Consider the following 19,729-nt stretch of genomic DNA (forward strand, 5'->3'; position numbering starts at 1 on the left):
GTTCAATGCTAAAAAGCCGATGCAAAGCGTCATTGCGAAATTTCATCAAGATTGCGGTTGTTGGTACGCGGCCCGAAGATGCCGATCGCGCCCATCACCATCACCATCGACACGCTGATCAAAGCGAACACACCGGTCACCTCGAAGTGGCGCAGCGCGAACGCGATCATGAAGCCGGAAAACATGGCCGAAAGACGCGAGATGGAATAAACGAAACCGACGGCGCGCGCCCGCAAACGCGTGGGGAACAGCTCGGTCTGGTAAGCGTGATACCCGACGGAAAGCAAGGTGCCGCAGAGCGTGATCAGCACGCCGAGAATCATCAGCATGACCGGCGATGTCTGGACGGCGAACAAGCTGCCAAACACAACAATGCCGAACGCCGACAGCACAATCAGCGTCTTCCGTTCGATCCGGTCCGCAATCGCCATCCCGATCAGGGGACCGAACGGATTCGAGATCGCGATGACAAACGAGTACAGCAGGCTGTGCGTGATCGTGACGCCTTTGGAGACGAGCAGAGTCGGCACCCAGGACGCGAAACCGTAGAACCCGATCGCCTGGAAAAAGTTGAAAACGAGCATGGTGATCGCGCGTTTGCGATACGGCGGCTGCCAGATTTCGCGGAACGCGGCTTTCGTCGTCGCCGGTTCGAGGGTTGCGACCGGTGGTGGCAACGCGCGTCCGTACTGCGCGGCGACCTTCGCCTCAAGCGCTTGCAGCACCTTTTCCGCTTCCGCCGCACGGCCTTGCTGCGCGAGCCAGCGCGGACTTTCAGGCACGCGCCGGCGGATCGCCCAGACCACGACCGCACCCAACGCACCGATAATCACGACCCAGCGCCACCCGTCCATGCCGAACGGCTTTTGCGGCACGAGCCACCACGCGAGAAACGCGACCGAGGGCACCGCCGTGTACTGCACGAGGTGCACGAACGCGAACGCGCGGCCGCGCAAGTGTTTGGGGACGAGTTCGCTGACGTAGGTATCGATGGTCACGAGTTCCACGCCCACGCCAATGCCTGCAATCAGGCGCCACAGGTTGATCGCGGGCGCGGTGGTTTGCAGCGCCATGACCAGCGTCGCCGCGGAATACCAGAGGAGCGAGACGGTGAAGACGGTGCGGCGGCCGTATTTATCGGCGAGACCCGCCAGGAAGAACGTGCCTATAAACAAGCCCGCGAACGACGCCGCCACGAATGCGCCAAGTCCCGAAACGCCGAAAAAGGAGGCGGTTGTCGTGGAATAGAGTCCGCTCTTGACGAGGCCAGGACCGACGTACGCGGTGAAAAACAGGTCGTAGAATTCGAACCAGCCGCCGATGGACAGCAGGAACACGAGCATCCAGACGGAACGCGTCGCCGGCAGCCGGTCGATGCGCGCGTTGACGCCGGGCGTTGGTTCGCCCCCGCCAGCGCTTGAGTTAGGCGACCCGTGTGTCGCGTCGATCGGCAGGCTTGCCATGGAACCCTCCTATGGGCGTCTCGCTTTTGTGTCGTTCTATCTGATAGAACGACGTTCTGTTTAATGGTGGCGCGAGAGTAGTGCGTGAGGAGGGCACGCGAAATCAGGGGTTTTACCTAGATGAGGGATAGCGGTGCGCCCGGAGCGGGCGCACCGGTGCAAGCAGTTTCAGTGATCAGGTGCGCCGGCCAAAATCCACGCGATCACGGTATGCAGGTCGGCGTCGCTGATACCCGGGTTCGCGGGCATGGGAACTTCTCCCCAAACGAACGCCCCGCCTTTGCGGACCTTGGTGAAGAGTGTGTCGGGCGCCGTGGCATCGCCGCGATACTTCTTCGCAATCTCTCGATACGCCGGCCCGACAACCTGTGAATCCACAGCATGACAGGAGACACAGTTGTTCTTCTGCACGATCGATAACGCCGTCGCGGCATCAGGCGCTGCGTGTGCCGTCAGTGCGAATGCAGCTAGTAATAGACTGAATAGACTGCGTGGCCATTTTGTCATCGGTCAGCCTGCCACCTTGTCAGTCGCCGTGGCTGCCACGTGGCTGCGAAAATCCATCGATGCATTCGCTCTTAGCCCTTGATATCGAAGACAGGTTACGCGCAGGAACGACGCGAAATTCGTCGTTTCGCCCAGATGCTGCGTGACCTCTTCATGCAACTTCGCGATGAGCTGGTTGGTCGTCATGTCGTTGTCGGCGGCGAGCTCGGACAGCGTCTGCCAGAACAGGTTTTCCAGCCGGATAGTGGTTGTCACGCCGCTGATGCGGACAGAGCGCGCGCGGCATTCATAGAGAATCGGATCGGTTTGAGCGTAGATTCTGCACATGATATCTCCTCAAAAAGAAGCAGGAGCCGCCGGGCGGCGGCTCCTGCGCACGCTAGAGAAAGCTAGATGCTGCGGCGTTTCATCTGGTCCGCGATGTAGTCCGATTGCCGGATCGCCAGCGACACAATTGTCAGCGTTGGATTTTCAGCCGCGCTCGTGGTGAACTGACTGCCGTCGGAGATGAACAAGTTTGGCACATCGAAGGTCTGGCCGTGTTTGTTACAGACGCCGTCGCTGGCTTTCGCACTCATCCGGCAGGTGCCCAGATTGTGCGTGGAAGGATAGGGCGGTGTGCGTAGCGTCTTCGTTGCCCCGGCTGCCGCGTAGATTGCTTCGCCTTGCTTGTACGCATGATCGCGCATGGCGATGTCGTTCGGATGATCGTCGTAATGGACGTTTGCGACTGGCAACCCGACCTGATCCTTCACGTCGTGATTCAGCGTGACGCGGTTGGACTCATGCGGCATGTCCTCGCCGACAATCCACATGCCCGCCGTATTTGCGTAGTTATCCATATAGTAGGTAAAGTCCGATCCCCACGCACCAGGGTCGAAGAACGCCGCTGCGAACGGCAGGCCGAGCGAGATCGTTTCCAGCTCGTAACCGCCTGCAAATCCGCGCTTCGGATTGAACCCGGCTTCGTCCGTGACGATGCCTGCCATCACCGTGCCGCGATAAAAATGCACGGGTTCCTTGAACACGCCGAATACCGAGCCGGTGGTGTGCCGCATGTAGTTGCGGCCGACCTGGCCCGAACTGTTCGCGAGGCCGTCAGGGTGCTTCGATGATTCCGAGAGCAGCAACAGGCGCGGTGTTTCTATCGAGTTCCCCGCGACGCACACCACGCGTGCGCGCTGGCGCTGTTGTTTGCCGTCGGCGTCCATATAGACCACGCTGCTGGCCTTGCCGGCCGCGTTCGTCTCGATGCGCATCACATGCGATTCGGGACGCAATTCGAGCCTGCCGGTGGTTTCGCCAGCGGGAATCTCGGTGTAGAGCGTCGACCATTTTGCGCCCGACTTGCAGCCCTGGAAGCAGAAGCCGAGTTGCATGCAACGGCCGCGCCCGGCGCGCGGGCGGCTGTTGATCGCCATGTGGCCGGTATTGCAGGTTTTATAGCCGACCTTCGTCGCGCCGTCGTACATGATCTTGAAGTTGTTGTTGCCCGGCAGGCCCGGAATGCCGTTCGTGCGCGTGACGCCCATCTTGTTCTCGGCGCGGGCGTAGTACGGTTCGAGATCGGCGAGGGTGATCGGCCAGTCGAGCAGGTTCGCCTGATCGACGGAACCATAGGTCGTGCGCGCCTTGAACTCGTGCTCGTGAAACCGCAGCGACGCGCCTGCCCAGTGCGTGGTCGTGCCGCCCACTGTCTTGCAGACCCACGCTGGCAATTCCGGGAAGTCCTTGGCGACGCGCCAGTTACCGGACGTGGTGCGTTTGTCGGTCCAGGCGAGTTGCCCGAACGACTTCCATTCGTCGTTGATGAACGTGGCCGACGACTGGCGCTTGCCAGCCTCCAGCACGACCACTTTCACGCCTTTCTGACACAACTCGTTCGCCAGCGTCCCGCCGCCCGCGCCCGAACCGACAATCACGACAACGGAGTCGTCGTTGTAGTCGAACTTAGCCATGCTTGCCTCCTCGGCAGGTATCAGGTGTGCGCCCGGATCTCAGGCAACCGGCGGACTTGCGTCGGCGGGCGGATTGGGCAACCAGGTCAGGTCGTTGAAGCCGCGATACACGTAGCCGCCCTTGCTGAACGCTTCACCTTCGTAGCCGAAATGGGCAAACGCCATGTCGTTGTTGTACAGCGATGTGATGCACTGGCCGCGCACGAGCAGGACGAACGGATCGGTCTGGTTCGCTTCGACAATTGAAGTGCGCTGCGCGTCCGAGAGGCTTGCGGTGTCATTCCATTTGCCGGACGCCGCATCGTTCAGTTTCGCCACGCCGGTCTTGATGACATCGACGGTCTTCGGGTCGGTGGCCTTTGCATCCACATCTTTCACCGCGAGCGCGTAGACCGCATCCGGCAGCGTCTTGTGCGGGTAGAGCGTGCGCGCGAGCACCATGATGGCGTCAGCCTGGTTTTGATCGATATGGCTCAGTTCCACGGCCCAGGCTCGGCTCGGCGCAAGCAGGGCGATCGGGGTGCCGGCCGCAAGCAAACCGGACAGCACCACGGAACCTTTGAGGAAGTGCCTGCGGCTCACGCGCGCAGACGACACAGCGGGGATCGCATCGCCCGTCGATCCGGTGAAGGTCTCGGCGGCGACTATGGCAATGGGGATTGCCTTTGGCATGATTTGTCTCCTTTTATATTTTGTACTGCAGCAACCTCAGTTCATACGTAGTGACCCTCCCTGGATAACACCTCGATCTTGTAGCCGTCGGGATCGGTGATGAAGAAAAAGCGCGCGGCGATAGCGCCGTTGTGGGTTAACGATTTCAGGTCGCCTGGTTGCAGGCCCTGGCTTAGCAGACGGTCACGGAATGCTTCGATATCGTCAACGGCAAACGCCACGTGGCCGTAGCCGGTGCCGTGGGTGTATGGCGTGGTCGTGCCTTTGTTCAAAGTGAGTTCGATTTCGGCGCCACTCTCGGGATCGCGGAGATAAACGAGTGTGAAGGTATCGAAGTCAAGGCGATGCGACTCGCGCATACCGAGGGCGTTTTGATAGAACGCAATAGAGCGATCCAGCGATTCAACGCGGATCATGAGGTGAAGGAATTTGGACATGCGCGGACTCGTGTCGTAGCGTCACTTCAGTATGCAACGTTGACACAAAAGCGGGTAATAGCGGGTTATTACGAGGGTTTGGTTTGGTTGGGTTAAACACCTAGGGCGAGGTGTTTCGCTCGCGCCGGTGGACGGGTTTCTGGGTTCTGGCGCTCGTTGGGCTGGGTCGATGCCGGGTTGCTGCTGCTCGGGCCTTTGCGCGGTCTGTCCTAGCTGTTTCTTTACCACTATCAGCCACTGTGCGTGGCGCCCTTCGTTTTTTTCAAAGGATGTGAGCTACCGTCCAACACTATCGAATGAGTGTTAGATCCTCCGTCCTTACATCGCAAACCAGCATGTAACCCGGGGCGTGAGTGATGCATATCGGCGGCCGTGCTTCCATCGCCGCTGCCTGGGGCGTCACTCCGCAGCCCCAGAAAACAGGAATCTCTCCGGCGCGGACCTCGGTCGGTTCGCCCTCATCGGGTAAGTCCACATTCGCAATCCCGATCAACGCAGGGTCACCCATATGGACGGGCGCACCGTGCGCGCCCGGTAACTTCCGGCAAACCTCATACGCGATCGCCGCCTCAGCCGGCGTGTACGGCCGCATCGATACGACCATCGGCCCGCGAAAAGCGCCGGCGGATTGCGTCTGAATAGAGGTGCGGTACATTGGAACGACCTTACCTTCGTCCACGTGCCGCACCCGCAAACCTGCAGATTCCAGCGCGTGCTCGAACGACAGCGAACAGCCAAGCACGAAACCAATGAAGTCCTCCTGCCAGATCGCGGAGATATCCGTCAGTTCCTCCACGAGTATGCCGTCGCGCCAGACCCGGTAGCGCGGAATATCGGTGCGCAGGTCGATGTCGTCGCCCAACATCGGAACAAGGCTGCTCCCGGGTTCGGTCATTCCGATGAGCGGGCAAGGTGTGGGATTGGCATGGCAGTACGCGATGAAATCGTCAGCCCACGATTGCGGCAGAACCACGAGGTTGCCCTGCGCGAAGCCGGGAGCCATACCGCTCGTATTGCCGTTGAAGCCGGCACGAATAAGGGCTCTCGCACCGCGAGGCGTGGAAGCCAAACCGGCCAGGACGCTGCCCGGCGATGCGCCAATTGTCTGGTTCATGACAGGTCCTTCAAGCAGGATTGCATTGAGATTCGTGTTGCGCGATGGCATTTACAGCAAGGAGGAGTCTGCGGTCTCACGCGTCCTGGAAAGCGTCAACAAACCGATTGCCGCCGCGCCAACCAGCAGGAACGCTGGACTCAACAGGTTGCCGGTCTTGCCGATCAGCGCAGTCGCAATGTAAGGCGTCACGCCGCCGCCGAGCATGGCGCCGAAATTGAAGCTGAAGGCCATCCCGGTGTGGCGCACCCGCGTCGGGAATTGCTCGGCATAAGTAGGATAACCAACCGATTGAACAACAGGCATCGGCAGGGCGACGATAAACATCGCAAGGAAGGCAAGAGCGAGATTCTGATGGTTCATGAGCATCATCATCGGGAACACCAGCACGATGTATCCGACAAAGCCGATCGCCAGCACGCGACGACGCCCGATGCGGTCCGAAAGTCCTCCCCACAGGGGCATCTGCACAGCCATCGACATGCTGACGATCGACATGATCCAGTAGACACTTGTCTTGTCGTATTTCAGGTACGTGGTCATGTAGATGGTCATGAAGACGAAACCTACCCAATACCCGGCGTTCTGCCCGAACGAAATCAGGAAGACCTTGAGCATGGCGGCACGATGGTGCGCGAACACTTCATTGAGCGGCGCCTTCAGCGGTTCGCTGTGTTCGAGCGTCTTCTTGAACGCGACCGACTCCTCCACGCGTTTGCGCACATAAGCCGATATCAGCACGAGCGGAACCGCCGCAAGGAAAGGAATCCGCCAGCCCCAGTCATGCAACTGCGACGAACTGATGGCAGCCGTAGTCAACCCGCACACTGCCGCAGCAAGCGCGCCACCGAGAGCCACACCGACGGGCGTGAATGCGCCGTAGAATCCGCGCCGTCCGTGAGGCGCCGACTCCGCGACGTAAGCGGCAGCACCGGTCACTTCCGCTCCTGAAAAAAATCCCTGCACGAGACGCACGACCAGCAGCGCCGCCGGAGCGAACACACCCGCGCTCGCTGCGGTCGGCAGCAGGCCAATGACGGCAGTCGCGACACCCATGCCGATAACGGTCACCAGCAGGATTGCGCGGCGCCCGAGCTTGTCGCCAAGGCGCCCCAGCACGATTCCGCCAACTGGGCGCATGAGGAATGCACTGCCGAAGATCGCCAGGATCGAAAGCAGTGCCGCAGTCGGATTGTCCGACGGAAAGAACAGCGGCCCGATTACCGCGGCCATGTATCCGTACACGCCGAATTCGTAGTACTCGATCGCGGTTCCGACGGCGGCGGCAGTCGCGGCCTTGCGAGCGACGTGTTTGGCCGGAAGGGATGCAGGCGGAATGTCATCGTTAAAGGCGGCTGTTGGGGCGTGGGACATTGTGCGTTCCGTTGTGGGGGTGAAAGATAGACTCGTCCCGCCGAGATCGCGGTCGAAGTCGCGATTCAAATCGCGATTACGCATGGCACAGTTGCTCCAACTGCGCGAAGCTGCCTTCCTGCGATAGAAGAAGGCGCTGCGCCTCGGCCAGGTCGACCAGCGCGAAGCGCACGCTGTCTCCGGGTATCTGCTGGGCGAGACGCGGCAAGTCGACGGCGCACACGTGCGCGATCTTCGGATAGCCTCCGGTCGTCTGGCGGTCCGCCATCAGGATGATCGGCTGGCCATCGGCGGGCACCTGGATCGCGCCGAAAGCCACCGCCTCGGACGCCATTTCCCGGGGAGCCACGAGGCCGAGTTCCGGGCCTTGCAGGCGATAACCCATGCGGTCGGATTGCGCAGTGATCTTGTACGTTTGATGTTCGAGCGCCCGCTGTGCATCCGCCGTGAAATATCGCCATTCGCGCCCTCGTGTGATCCTGATCGGCGCGTTATTCGATGACAGTACGTCGTCGGCAAAGACCGTTTCCGAAAAGAGCGAGCGGCTATGCCATGGCGTGCTTTCCCGCGTGACCAGCTTGTCGCCTTTCTTCAGGGGGCGGCCGGCGTGGCCGCCGTAACCGCCGCGGGTGAACGTACTCGTGCTGCCCATGACCGGCTCGATCGCGAAGCCGCCGCGCACGGCAAGGTAGGTGCGTAGCCCTGTTCGGCGATCGCCAAACGAGATCTCGCCGCCTGCGGGGACATTCAAGGCGCAATGGCTAAAGAGCGGCTGTCCGTCGAGTTGGCAGTCGAGATTGCCGCCGCTGAACGCGATCGTTGCCGTGTCGTGAAACCTGAGCGTCGGCCCCATCAGCGTAATTTCGAGCGTCGGCATGGCGGGCGGGTTGCCGACCAGTGCATTGGCCAGCCGATGCGCCCGTTCATCCATCACGCCGTTGACCGGAATGCCGAGATGCTGATATCCCACGCGGCCGAGGTCCTGAAACGTGCTCAACGCACCCGGCTTGATGACCTCGATACTCATCGAGCTGCCCTCGCATGCCGGTGCGTCGATTGACATGCTTGGAACTGCTTCGGCGTGATCGGCACGAAGCGGATCCGGTCGCCGGCATTCACAAGACAGGGTATATCGCGCGATGCATCGAACATCAGACTGGGGGTCCGGCCGATCAGATTCCAGCCGCCCGGCATGGTCATCGGATAGATGACGCTTTGCCGGTTTGCGAGACCCACGGAGCCGGGCGCGACCGCCACGCGAGGTGTTGCGCGCCGGGGCGGCGACAGGCGTTCGTCGAACATGCCGATGTACGGATGTCCGGGGGCAAAGCCGAGCAGCATCACATCCAGCAGCGACTCGCTGTGCAACGCGATGACTTCATCGCTGGAGAGACCGCACGAACGAGCGACGTTTTCAAGATCCGGTCCGTGCTCCCCGCCATAGCACACGGGGATCTCCACGATGCGCGCCGACTTGGGCTGCGCTGCAGTTGCGCGTTCCAGCAGGCCGGTCACTACTTTCACCAGCGCGTCGTAAGGCGCCTCTGCCGGATGTGACAGCGGAACCCGCGACGGCGCATAGTGAATGCCGACAGTCGTCATGGCAGGCGTGATATCGATCACACAGGCAAGCTGCGCGGCCGCCATGCACGCTGCAAAGTTCCGCGCACGCTGGTTTTGCACGATGCGGTCGGTTCCCGCCACCTCGATAATCAGAAGGCTCTCGCCCGATGGGAAGATCGACCATGCGTACTCAGGAATAGCCTCAGCTTCTGGCAGGTAGGACGCGCTTTTCATGGGGCAGATCCGGCTTCATGGGGAATGCAATGCAATGAGCGGCGTCATGACGATGCCGCTCATTTACGAAGTGAACACGCAGCGCAACGCTTACTTTGCGAACAGCAATTCGATATGTGCGAATGCCTTGATCTCGAGCGCGTTACCTGACGAGATCAGACCGATATAAGTTGAATGATTTAGCCCGCGACAGGATCGCAACCGCATCTTCCCGCCATGTTGGTGCGCCTGGAGAACACGCCATGAGAAGCAGTCTAGGGATGACAAAAATAGCGTAAAAACGATATATTTTTACCCTCAGCATCAATAATTTCGATCAATCAACCCATGATACGAGAGCTCAAATCCCTGGCCACCTCCGTTTTCGCAACACTGAATTGACGCTGTGGTTGGCTTGCTTAAACCCCGGGGGCAAAGCTGCCAGGGTGCGCGCTGGCTGACGCACACGTAACCACGACGCGGCCCAGTTTGCAGAGGGTTGGTTCTGTCGCGGTCGGCACTAGGGGGTAATCGCTCCGAAGCCGGTCTGCTTCAGAATTGCTATAGCAAGGTGGGAGAGACAGGCTGGGGTGGGCGGGGCGGGGCTGAAGGATCTTATTCCTCGCGAACCATTGCCGCCTTGAAAAACCGGTGAAAGCAACTTTGACCGCCTCAGTGCGTTGAGGTTTGTTATTGGCGCGACGGCGACACTTTTAATTCGGTTTACGGCTTTATCGTCACGTTTTTCGCGGTTTCGCATTCGACGTCGACCATGTTGCCAGCGCTACACCAGCAACAGCAAAGGCCATCGCGCCCCACGCGAGCGGTGGCATGACTTCCCTCAACAGCAGTGAAGAGAGGACAGCGGCAACCGGCGGAATGAAGAAAAATAACGACGCGATCTTCGATGCCTGGCCCGCCCGAACCAGCGCAAGAAGCAAAGTAATCGCAATCAGCGAGTTGCCGATCACGAGGTAACCCAGCGCAAACATAAACGTCCCGGTCCACTCCACATGAGCGTCTTCCAGAAGAAGCGCCAGAGGAGCACAGAAGACCAAGCCAATCGAGTACTGGATCAGATTCGCCGTCACCGGATGCAGTCCTACACCAAACCGCTTCTCATAGAGCAAGGCAGCCGTCATCCCAATCAACGCACCAATCGCGAGGAAGAGACCAGACGCCGAATTCACCGACAAGCTCGACCTGGCAATAATCACCCCCGTCGCGCCTATCAACCCGAGCGCCAAACCCAGCCATTGCCGCCCGGCCACCCGCTCACCAACGAGTCGCGGAGCTAGCGCCGCGACCAGCACGGGTTGCAAGGACACGATGACCGCCACCACGCCCGCTGAAGCCCCCGCTTTGAAGGCGAGGTAACTCATGCCGAAGTAGATAACCTGCACAAGGAACCCGACCACGCTCGCATGTGCCCAGGCGATGGGATCTTTCGGCAACGCAGGTTTGGTGATGATGAAGAGCGGGATCAGCAAACAGACGGTGCATCCGTAGCGCAACGCCAGCAAGGTCAGTGGCGGCGCGTATCCCACCGCCAGTTTCGCAATCGGGAAACCGCCCGACCAGAGCAGGACGAAAACCATCTTGGCAGCGAAAGTCTTTTGGCTGGCATGTTGCGTCGACGCATTGGCTGGCAGCATTGTTCCTGGCTCGAGTGCTCTCCGATTCCTCATTGCAGCAGGCATCGATCCTTTAAGCGCCCGTGAACGCGGGCGCTCGTCGAGAGGGTTGATTCTTATAGGTCGTGGCGTTCGCGCCGACGTCGCGAACGCTTTGAGATTTCTGCAATTGCTTGCGTTTTGTCGCCGACGTCGGAGATCCGCATGTCCTCTTGTTCGACGCGATGTCGCGCTTAATTGTGAGGCGGCTGATTGCCACCACCTCCGCCTTGTCCTCCACCGCCACCACCGTGACCGCCTTCGCCTCCGCGACCACCGCCTTGTTCACCACCCCCGCCGCCGTGACTGGGCTGTGGGTTCGGAGGATGTCCGCCGCCCCCTTGTTGCCCCGGAGGGCGGCCCCCGGCCATGCCCTGACCTTGTTGTTGCGGAGGACGTCCGCCTTCGCCATGACCAGGTTGTGGCCCCTGCGGTGGACGGCCACCTTCGCCCGGCTCACGCCGTGGCGGCGGATGACTCTCCCAGCGCGATCGGTCGTTATACCAAGGGCGGCCACGGTAATACCTGTCCCAATACGAGCCGATGGAAAACGTCACGATAGGTAAGCCGATCACCATCCCGTACGTGAGGATCGGCACATTGTTGCCCTGATACGGATAGCTGAGATTTGCCCCGTAGACCCAGCCGCGCAAGTTGGGCACAACCACGTCGCACCACGAATAGTCGCTGACGCAACCCATCACGGTGACGGGCACGCCGCCGGGCAACTGAGCCACGGCCGGATAATCTCCCGCGGGCCCGGCGAACATATAGACCGGGCTATTGGTGTACGCCTGCTGCTGCGCGAACGCCGCGCCAGGCAGCGCCAACAGACCCGCAATCCCGGCGCATCCCCATTGAATCAACTGTTTTCGCATATGGCCTCTCATCGTGCGAGTGCAACTTCCGATGCTTATCTGCAACCGTCCCCGTAACAGCGGTTTCCGATCCGAAAATCCGATTATCGGACGATTTAAGCAGGTGTGGAGTTCACTTTTTGACGAGTCTATGCGCGTGACGCGCGGCAGAACAGAAAATCTACTGCGTCGGCGCAGCGCAAGGCTTTAAACATCGGCGACACGGCGATCCGCAGAGCCCGCTGTCGCGACGGCCAACACAGGTAAGGCCGCCGCTGCTGGAAGTTAGCCGCTTTGTAGAATGGCCGCCGATCTGCCAAAGTTAGTCTGTAGCGCAATCCAAATCAGAAGGACTTTCCATGCTTGTTGGAATACGGGAGGCAACGGTCGAAGACGCGGAGGCCATCGCCAAGATCCACGTGAACTCTTGGCAAGCGGCTTATCAGGGAATCTTGCCCGACGGTTACCTGGCGAAGCTGACTGTCGAGGCGCGCAGCGAGGCATGGCGTCAATCGATCATGTCCGGAAGACCCCGGGTCCTGGTCGCCAACGCTAACACCGATACCGATGAAACGATTCTCGGCTGGATCGCATTCGGGCGCAGCCGGGACAGTGACAAGGGTTATCACTGGGCCGAGGTAGAGACGCTCTACATTGCCCCGGCGTTCTGGCGAAAGGGCGTGGGCAAGCGATTGATCGACGCTGCACGACATGTATTGAAGTCCGCCGGATATACGGACGTCGCGCTTTGGGTCTTGCTGGACAACCGTCGCGCGCGGGCCTTTTATAAACGAGCCGGCTTTGTCTGCGATAACTCCAGCAGAGGTGTCCAGCTCGGCGGCAAGTGGCTGACCGAGCTTCGATACTGTTGCTCTCTCAGCAGCGCCTGAATAGTGAAATCAACCAAACAGGAAAACGCCGTGGCACGCGACAAAGGTCTCGAAGAACTCTTAACCGATGAGCTTAGGGAAGAGCCAGGAATCACGGAAAAGGCAATGTTCGGCGGCTGGGTGTGGCTTGTGAACGGCAACCTTCTGTGTGGCGCCCGGGAAGACGGAATGCTGGTGCGGCTCGGCAAGGACAAGGATGTCTGGGCTCTTCAAATGCCCGGCATCGTTCCGATGATTTCACAAGGCCGTCGAATGCAAGGCTGGGTATGGGCCGCCCCGGAAGTCTATGGCAAAGACGCGCTACGCCGGAAGCTGTTGGACGCCGCTCTTGAGTTCGCACGGTCGCTACCGGCGAAATAAATCGAAGCAGTATCTGAGATGGTTGCATTGGCGACACGCCATGTGACGTCGCCAACAATTTGACGCAACAAAATACGAGGGAAGTCATACAATCCTGTGCATGTATTACACCGAAAATCACGCATGCAATCCGACAGCCGACTTCCCCGTTATCAACGCCTGCGCGACGAGCTTGCGTCGAAGATAGCTGAGCGTCGCTGGCAACCCGGCGACGCCATTCCCACAGAACAGGAACTTGCACAGAGCTTCGATCTCGCGGTTGGAACCGTGCGCAAGGCGATCGACCTGCTGGTAGCCGAAGGCCTGCTCGAACGTTATCAAGGGCGCGGCACGTTCGTCCGCCGCGCGAGTTTCGACGGTTCGCTGTTCCGCTTTTTCCGCTTCCAAAGCAAGTCGGGCGAGCGACGGATTCCGAAGAGCCAGATTCTGAAACGCAGCGTGGTGGAGGCGCCGTCCACCGTCGCGGCGACGCTGCAGATCGCGCCTGGTGCCCATGTGATCCAGATGGCGCGGCTACGCTTGATCGAAGACGCACCTGTTTTGACCGAGGACATCTGGCTGCCGCTCGACCGTTTTGCGGCGTTCGCCGACTTGCCGCTCGACTCCATCGGCGATCTGCTTTATCCCGTATACGAAGCGAAATGTAATCAGGTTGTCGCGTCGGCCACGGAAACCTTGACGGTCGAAGCGGCAAGCCCGAAACACTCGAAGCTGCTGGGAATCGAGAAGGGAACGCCGATCGTGGTGATCGAGCGGCTGGCCTACGGATACGACCGCCATCCGCTCGAATGGCGTCGCTCTCGCGGCCCGGCGAGCCAGTTCCTGTATCAGTCCGAGATACGCTGAACCGCTCGCCTGAGCGTGTTCAGAACGTCCGTGCTTCCGGGCTCACGCTGAAAATCGCGAGCGCGTCTTTCAACGACTTCGCCTGATCCTCGAGCGATTGCGCCGCAGCTGCGGCCTCTTCCACCAGCGCGGCGTTCTGCTGCGTGACGGCGTCCATCTGCGTGACGGCGGTGGCGACCTGGCTGATGCCGCGGCTCTGTTCACCCGATGCCGCCGAGATCTCGCTCATGATGTCGGTCACGCGCTTCACGGCCTGCGTGATCTGCGTCATCGTCGTGCCTGCTTCTCCAACGAGTCCCGAGCCCGCACTCACCCGCTCCACCGATGTATCGATCAGGTCCTTGATCTCTTTCGCCGCGCTGGACGATCGTTGTGCGAGGCTGCGCACTTCGCCCGCCACGACCGCGAACCCGCGGCCTTCCTCGCCCGCGCGAGCGGCTTCCACGGCTGCGTTAAGCGCCAGGATGTTGGTCTGGAACGCGATCCCTTCAATGATCGTGATGATGTCCGCGATCTTTGCTGAACTCTTCGAAATATCGGCCATGGTCGATATCACGTTGTCGACCACCGTGCTCCCGTGGCTCGCAATCGCCGATGCGTTCGCGGCGAGCGTGGCGGCCTGGGTGGCGTTGTCGGCGTTGCGTTCGACGGTGCCGCTGATCTGCTCCATGCTCGCCGCAGTCTCCTGCAACGAGGCCGCCTGCTGCTCGGTACGCGATGACAGGTCGGTGTTACCCGATGCAATCTCGCCGGCCGCAACAGTAATCGATTCCGCTGAATGGCGAATGTGCCGCACGGTGGTCGCGAGTTCGGTCTGCATGCGGCGCAACGCGCCTTGCAACTGGCCGATTTCGTTGTCGCTTTCCACGACGATCGGCGTACGCAGGTCGCCGCCGGCAATGCGCTCGAAGTCGGCGGCCATCGCCGTGATCGGCTTGACGACCAGGCGCGTCAACACAATCCGCACCGTGACACCAATCGCCAGCGCCAGCAGCGCGCATGCGGCCAGCACCATATTCACGACGTCGGCGGTTGTCTCCGCGGCTTCGAAACGCTGCTGGGCACGCGTCGATACATAGCCGAGTAATGGCTGCGAAAGCTGGTCGAACTGGTTGTATAGCGGGCTGCTGAACTGCATCTGGATACGTTTATACGCGTCGAAGTCTTTCGCTTCGAGCGCGTCGAACTCCGGCATGATGCCTTTTTGCATCATTGCGGCGTGCTTGGCGGCGGCGTCGGTAATGAGCGCTTGCGCGTCACCCGATACCGGCAACGCGGCAAACACATCCCACTGCTTTTGCGATTCGTTGCAGTACTCGTGGGCCGCGGCCAGTTGCTTCGCGGCGGCGTCGGCCTTGTTATCGGTGGTCAGCGATTCATAGCGGTTCTTCGCCGAGCGGCAACGCAACAGCAACTCGGAACTGCGAGTCAAAGCCGTGCTCCCCGCCAGATCGTGCTCGTACATACCGCTGAGCGCGTGGTTTGCCCGGCCTAGCGAAACAAATGCACACGTTCCGACAACGAGCACCAGCAAGACGAACACGCTTGTCGCAAGGCTCAAGCCTGTCTTGATTGAAAGGTTTCTAAGCACTGTCCGTTGGCCTCAATGATATGAACATATATATGACTATGTTTAACGGACCGAGAACAGAAGACTTGAGTTTTTTTCCTGTTACCGGCTCTTAGCTATCTGTTTCTAGCGAAAGTGGAACAGCTCCGCAGGCGTGTCGATCAACACGGCCTGTCGATGTGACGCATCGGTGACAAGACGGTGCAGGTCGTTTATCGCGCGTTGGGGATCGCAGACTTGCTCGAACTGGGTGTGCGGCCAGTCCGTGCCCCAGAGCAAGCGGTCGACGCCGAAAGCGGGCAGCAGTGCGGCCCAGGCGCTCGCGGCCGTCGCGAAGGTCGCTTTCGCATCCCCCGGTTTTGCGCTTACCCGATACGCCGCCGAACCCTTCACCCACACGCGCCCCGTTTGGCCGAGCGAGACCAGGTGCGCGAAACCCGGGTCGCCCATGCAGAGCGCGGGATCGAAGCGGCCGAAATGATCGATCACGATCCGCACGCCGCTCGCCAGCAGGGCGGGCGTCACTTGGTCCAGTCGCCCCGCGTCGATCTGCATTTCGAGGTGCCAGTCGAGCACGACCATTCGCGATAGCAGGGCGGTCCAGTGGTGATCGGCGAAATCGGGCAGTTGCGCGCCGATCAGGTTCGCGCGAATTCCCACGACCCCCCGTGCATGCCAATCGTCGATATAACCGAGGGCGTTCTCCGGATCGGCCATCACGACGCCGCGCAATTGCTGCGGATAAGCGTCGAGACACGCGAGCAGATAACTGTTGTCGAAGCCGAGGAAGCTGGGCTGGATCAGCACGCCATGGGACATTCCGATGCTCGCGAGCATCGCCCGGTAGCGATCCGGCGTGGCATCGTAGGCCGGCGCGTAACGCCGGCCGGCTGTGAGCGGCAGGTCTCGCGTGAAGACGTGGGCATGCGTGTCGATGCCGGTAATAAGGCTATCGGTCATGATTGTCTATGCCGCAACGTCTTCAGTGAGCGTGCGCCCGCGCGTTTCCGGCAGCATCATCACGCTGACGGCAACGATCGCATAAGCGAACGCCGCGTCCACGCCGATTGCAAACCCGAGCGAATACTTCGCGGCCAGATGTCCGACCATCACCGGGAATCCGGCGGACACCACCCGGCCGAAGTTGTAGCAAAAACCCACGCCCGTGCCACGCGTGCCGCGCGGATAGAGTTCGTTGAACAACGCGCCCATGCTGGCCGGAATGCCGGCTGCGAAGAAGCCGAGCGGGAAGCCGAGCGCCAGCATCGCGTGATTGGAGAGCGGCACGAACAAGTACACGATCACCGTCGCCACGCAGCATACGGAGAAAAACAGGATGGTCTGGCGGCGCCCGATCCGGTCCAGCAACTGGGACGCGGCGAGACAGCCCAAGAAGAATGCCGCGATGATCACCGCCAGATAACCGCCGGTGCTCAGCACCGAAAGATGGCGCTCGGTTTTCAGGTAGGTCGGCAGCCAGGTGGTCAGGGCGGAATACCCGCCGTGTGCACCCACGCCGAGCAGGCCGCCGATCAGTGTCATGCGCAATACGTCCGGCGCAAAGATCGACAGCAGGGGCGTGCGTTTTTTCGCGCCGTTCAGTGCCGCGGTCTTGGGTACGGGCGCAACGGGTTCCTTCACGTTGCGCCGGATGTAGATGATCAGGAGCGCCGGCAGGATGCCGATGGCGAACATCACGCGCCAGCCCATGTCGGGGGACATGAACGAAAACACGGCCGCATAGAGCAGCACGGCCCCGGCCCAGCCCACGGCCCACGCGCTTTGCACGGCGCCCATCGCCTTGCCGCGATGCTCGTTGCGGATCGTCTCCGCCATCAGCACCGCGCCCGCTGCCCATTCGCCGCCGAAGCCAAAACCCTGCAGCGCCTTCAGCACGATGAACTGCGGATAGTTTTGCGCGAACGCCGACAGCAACGTGAACACGGAGAAGAAAATCACGGTGACCTGCAGCGTCTTCACGCGGCCGTACCGGTCTGCCGCCGCGCCGCAGATCCATCCGCCAAGCGCCGACGCCACCAGCGTGACACCGCTTACGAGGCCCGCCTGGGTCTTGCTGATGCCCCATTCAGCGATGATCGCGGGAATGACAAGACTGAACATCTGGACATCGAGGGCGTCGAGCGCCCAGCCGCCGAAACACGCCCAGAACGTGTATCGCTCACCTTGAGAAACCTGCCGGTACCAGGAAAACATCGAGTCTCCGTGCGTCTTTGTCGTGCTTTGGATGAATGAGGCGAATCGAGATTGACCCATAGTCAACCATTCGATGAAACATATATATGTTTATATGAATGGTGAATCCATGGCATAGGTGTTTACCCGTTATCGGCAGGTGGCACTCAGACTTTAGCGTTTGTCTTTGGCGCCTTGGCCGTTGGGTTCAACATGGACCGTACGATCTGGGCAAGCCTGCCGACGGCTTCGTCGGCGTGTGCTGCGGCCACGCCTGCATAACCCAGCAGAAGGCCGTTGTAGCGAGCGGCTCTTCCCCGGGCCAGACAGAATGTGCTGACCGGTGCGACCCATAACCCGGCTGATCGAGCGGCACGGCACACATCCACGTCGACGAGCGGCACGTTCAGCCGTACCGTCAGATGCATGCCACCGGCGTCGCCTGAAATGGTCACGGCCTCGCCGAAGTGGCGCTGGAGCGCACTGATCAATGCAACGCGCCTCTGCGCATACAGCACCCTCATGCGTCGCAGGTGGCGGGTGTATGCGCCGCTTCGCATGAAATCGGCGAGCGCCAGTTGATCGGCGACGCGGCCTTGACGAGAGATCTCGCCGAGCGTGTGGGCAAACTCGCTAGACAGAGCGGCCGGCACGACCATAAAGCCGATCCGCAGCGCCGGGAACATGGTTTTACTGAAGGTGCCGAGATAGACGACGGGCGTATCCGCCGCCAGTCCCTGCATGGCGGCGAACGGAGAACCGGTGTGACGGAATTCGCTGTCGTAATCGTCTTCAATGACCCATGCACCGTGTTCCCGTGCGCGCTCGATCATGTCCATCCGCCGTTCGATGCTGAGCACGCTGCCAAGCGGATACTGATGCGAAGGTGTGACGTAGATAAGTCTGGGCGGTGAGGTCGCCCAATCCATCGGCGATGGCGCGATGCCGTCAGCATCGACAGGTATGGGTAAAAGCGTGAGGTTAGCGCCCTGAAACGCGGCGCGCGCACCGATGTGTCCGGGTTCTTCGATCCACACCCGGTCGCCGGCATCGGCCAGCATTCGCGCGCACAGATCGAGGCTGGTCTGCGTGCCGTCCGTGATGAACACTTGCCCGACGTCACATCGTACGCCCCGCGATACCTTCAGATAGTCGACCAGCGCGTGCCGAAGGTCGGGCAGGCCCGCGCTGCTTGCGTAACCGAGATCCGCCGCGTCCAGACTGCGCCACGCGCGGGCGATGGCTGCCCGCCATGGCCGCATCGGAAACTCGTCGAAGGCGGGCAGGCCGGGACGAAACGAAATGGGGGTCTCGCGGGTGGGCGGCTCACGCCTCAATCCGTCGACGCGGCGCGACAATCTCGCCGAAGCCGTTTTGTGCCCGGTCGACTTCAGCAGCGATGCCGCGCCGACCCGCGCGACGACCGAGCCTTGGCGGCTAACGTCGAGAAAGCCTTCCTCCGCGAGTTGCTCGTAGGCGAACATCGCCGAGTTCCGCGCGATACCCAGTTCTTTCGCTAACGCGCGCGTTGCCGGTAAGCGCGTAGCTGCCGGGAGCAGACCTTCCAGGATGGCATCGCGCAACGCTTCATACAGCATTCGCTGCTGCGTTATTTTTCTGCCGTCTAGCCGGGCAGTGAATGAAGAAAACAGCAGTGCAAGGTCCATGCGGGAGTCCGGCTGTGGCTCTAGTTCGAATGAGTTTATTGGGTCTATGAATGGTGCCAACACTATTTTATTCTTATAACCGACCTGACGAGCCGGAGAAGCACGATGCGAACGACTACACGACAACTTGAAACGCGTGCTTTCGCATGGAATCTTGTTCGGCTGCTGCTTGCCGCAGTGCTCATCGCGGCGCTCGCGTTCGCTCACCCTATTCGTCGCATAGCTGACGCGTCGAAGAGAAATGTCGAGTTATGCGTGGCAAGCCGCACCGCCGGAGCGTGAGAAAAGCAAACGCGGGCTCTTCAGCCGGCGGAGCGCTACACGGTGCTCGGCGACTGCGCTGCTTCTACATGACGCACCATGCCAACCGCG

19 protein-coding genes are annotated in these 19,729 nt (G+C 60.7%); 3 read left to right on the forward strand and 16 right to left on the reverse strand.

All coding sequences use genetic code 11. The annotated features are described in order from the left end of the window. Positions 1–29: 29 nt before the first annotated feature. The 12 genes from M0D69_RS28960 to M0D69_RS29015 all read right to left on the reverse strand — a co-directional run bounded on the left by M0D69_RS28960 (position 30) and on the right by M0D69_RS29015 (position 11,852). On the reverse strand, positions 30–1,463 hold the full coding sequence (locus M0D69_RS28960; RefSeq protein WP_301785292.1) for an MFS transporter: 1,434 nt from the start codon (positions 1,461–1,463) through the stop codon (positions 30–32). Between the two features lie 168 nt (positions 1,464–1,631). Further along, entirely contained in the window at positions 1,632–1,970 is a 339-nt protein-coding gene (locus M0D69_RS28965; protein WP_301785293.1) for a c-type cytochrome, read from the reverse strand. A 3-nt stretch (positions 1,971–1,973) separates the two neighbouring features. Then, positions 1,974–2,297 (reverse strand): ribbon-helix-helix domain-containing protein, encoded by a 324-nt coding sequence (locus tag M0D69_RS28970; RefSeq protein WP_165095765.1) that lies wholly within the window; start codon positions 2,295–2,297, stop codon positions 1,974–1,976. A 62-nt stretch (positions 2,298–2,359) separates the two neighbouring features. Beyond that, entirely contained in the window at positions 2,360–3,928 is a 1,569-nt protein-coding gene (locus tag M0D69_RS28975) for a GMC family oxidoreductase (RefSeq protein WP_301785294.1), read from the reverse strand. 39 nt (positions 3,929–3,967) lie between these two features. Next, entirely contained in the window at positions 3,968–4,600 is a 633-nt protein-coding gene (locus M0D69_RS28980; RefSeq protein ID WP_301785295.1) for a twin-arginine translocation signal domain-containing protein, read from the reverse strand. Between the two features lie 41 nt (positions 4,601–4,641). Continuing rightward, positions 4,642–5,037: a VOC family protein gene (locus M0D69_RS28985; protein ID WP_301785296.1), complete on the reverse strand. Its 396-nt coding sequence runs from the start codon at positions 5,035–5,037 to the stop codon at positions 4,642–4,644. A 289-nt stretch (positions 5,038–5,326) separates the two neighbouring features. Beyond that, positions 5,327–6,151 (reverse strand): putative hydro-lyase, encoded by an 825-nt coding sequence (locus M0D69_RS28990; RefSeq protein WP_301785297.1) that lies wholly within the window; start codon positions 6,149–6,151, stop codon positions 5,327–5,329. A 51-nt stretch (positions 6,152–6,202) separates the two neighbouring features. Then, on the reverse strand, positions 6,203–7,525 hold the full coding sequence (locus tag M0D69_RS28995; protein ID WP_301785298.1) for an MFS transporter: 1,323 nt from the start codon (positions 7,523–7,525) through the stop codon (positions 6,203–6,205). A 76-nt stretch (positions 7,526–7,601) separates the two neighbouring features. Continuing rightward, positions 7,602–8,588, reverse strand: a complete 987-nt coding sequence (locus M0D69_RS29000) for a biotin-dependent carboxyltransferase family protein (RefSeq protein ID WP_367619772.1) — start codon at positions 8,586–8,588, stop codon at positions 7,602–7,604. After that, on the reverse strand, positions 8,549–9,322 hold the full coding sequence (pxpB, locus tag M0D69_RS29005; RefSeq protein WP_301785299.1) for a 5-oxoprolinase subunit PxpB: 774 nt from the start codon (positions 9,320–9,322) through the stop codon (positions 8,549–8,551). The genes M0D69_RS29000 and pxpB overlap by 40 nt, the downstream gene beginning before the upstream one ends. A gap of 716 nt (positions 9,323–10,038) precedes the next feature. Beyond that, complete coding sequence (locus tag M0D69_RS29010) at positions 10,039–10,956, reverse strand: DMT family transporter (RefSeq protein WP_301785300.1); 918 nt, start codon at positions 10,954–10,956, stop codon at positions 10,039–10,041. A gap of 212 nt (positions 10,957–11,168) precedes the next feature. Further along, on the reverse strand, positions 11,169–11,852 hold the full coding sequence (locus tag M0D69_RS29015; protein WP_301785301.1) for an SH3 domain-containing protein: 684 nt from the start codon (positions 11,850–11,852) through the stop codon (positions 11,169–11,171). Positions 11,853–12,190: 338 nt separating this feature from the next. Between M0D69_RS29015 and M0D69_RS29020 the strand changes: the two genes are divergently transcribed. From M0D69_RS29020 to M0D69_RS29030, 3 genes are all read left to right on the forward strand, one after another. Continuing rightward, positions 12,191–12,721, forward strand: coding sequence for a GNAT family N-acetyltransferase (locus M0D69_RS29020; protein ID WP_301785302.1), 531 nt, complete (start codon positions 12,191–12,193; stop codon positions 12,719–12,721). A gap of 30 nt (positions 12,722–12,751) precedes the next feature. Beyond that, positions 12,752–13,081: a TfoX/Sxy family protein gene (locus tag M0D69_RS29025; RefSeq protein ID WP_301785303.1), complete on the forward strand. Its 330-nt coding sequence runs from the start codon at positions 12,752–12,754 to the stop codon at positions 13,079–13,081. A 123-nt stretch (positions 13,082–13,204) separates the two neighbouring features. Continuing rightward, positions 13,205–13,927: a GntR family transcriptional regulator gene (locus M0D69_RS29030; RefSeq protein WP_301785304.1), complete on the forward strand. Its 723-nt coding sequence runs from the start codon at positions 13,205–13,207 to the stop codon at positions 13,925–13,927. 19 nt (positions 13,928–13,946) lie between these two features. Here M0D69_RS29030 and M0D69_RS29035 read toward each other — a convergent pair whose 3' ends face one another. The 4 genes from M0D69_RS29035 to M0D69_RS29050 form a co-directional block, all read right to left on the reverse strand. Continuing rightward, positions 13,947–15,518 carry a methyl-accepting chemotaxis protein gene (locus M0D69_RS29035; RefSeq protein ID WP_301785305.1) on the reverse strand — a complete coding sequence of 524 codons (1,572 nt, stop codon included), beginning with the start codon at positions 15,516–15,518 and terminating at the stop codon, positions 13,947–13,949. Between the two features lie 105 nt (positions 15,519–15,623). Then, on the reverse strand, positions 15,624–16,457 hold the full coding sequence (locus M0D69_RS29040) for an amidohydrolase (protein WP_301785306.1): 834 nt from the start codon (positions 16,455–16,457) through the stop codon (positions 15,624–15,626). Positions 16,458–16,463: 6 nt separating this feature from the next. Next, positions 16,464–17,711 (reverse strand): MFS transporter, encoded by a 1,248-nt coding sequence (locus M0D69_RS29045; RefSeq protein ID WP_301785307.1) that lies wholly within the window; start codon positions 17,709–17,711, stop codon positions 16,464–16,466. A gap of 146 nt (positions 17,712–17,857) precedes the next feature. Further along, positions 17,858–19,357, reverse strand: coding sequence for a PLP-dependent aminotransferase family protein (locus M0D69_RS29050; protein WP_301785308.1), 1,500 nt, complete (start codon positions 19,355–19,357; stop codon positions 17,858–17,860). Positions 19,358–19,729 lie beyond the last annotated feature (372 nt).

Source organism: Caballeronia sp. SEWSISQ10-4 2 (genome assembly GCF_030464885.1).
Lineage (GTDB): Bacteria > Pseudomonadota > Gammaproteobacteria > Burkholderiales > Burkholderiaceae > Caballeronia.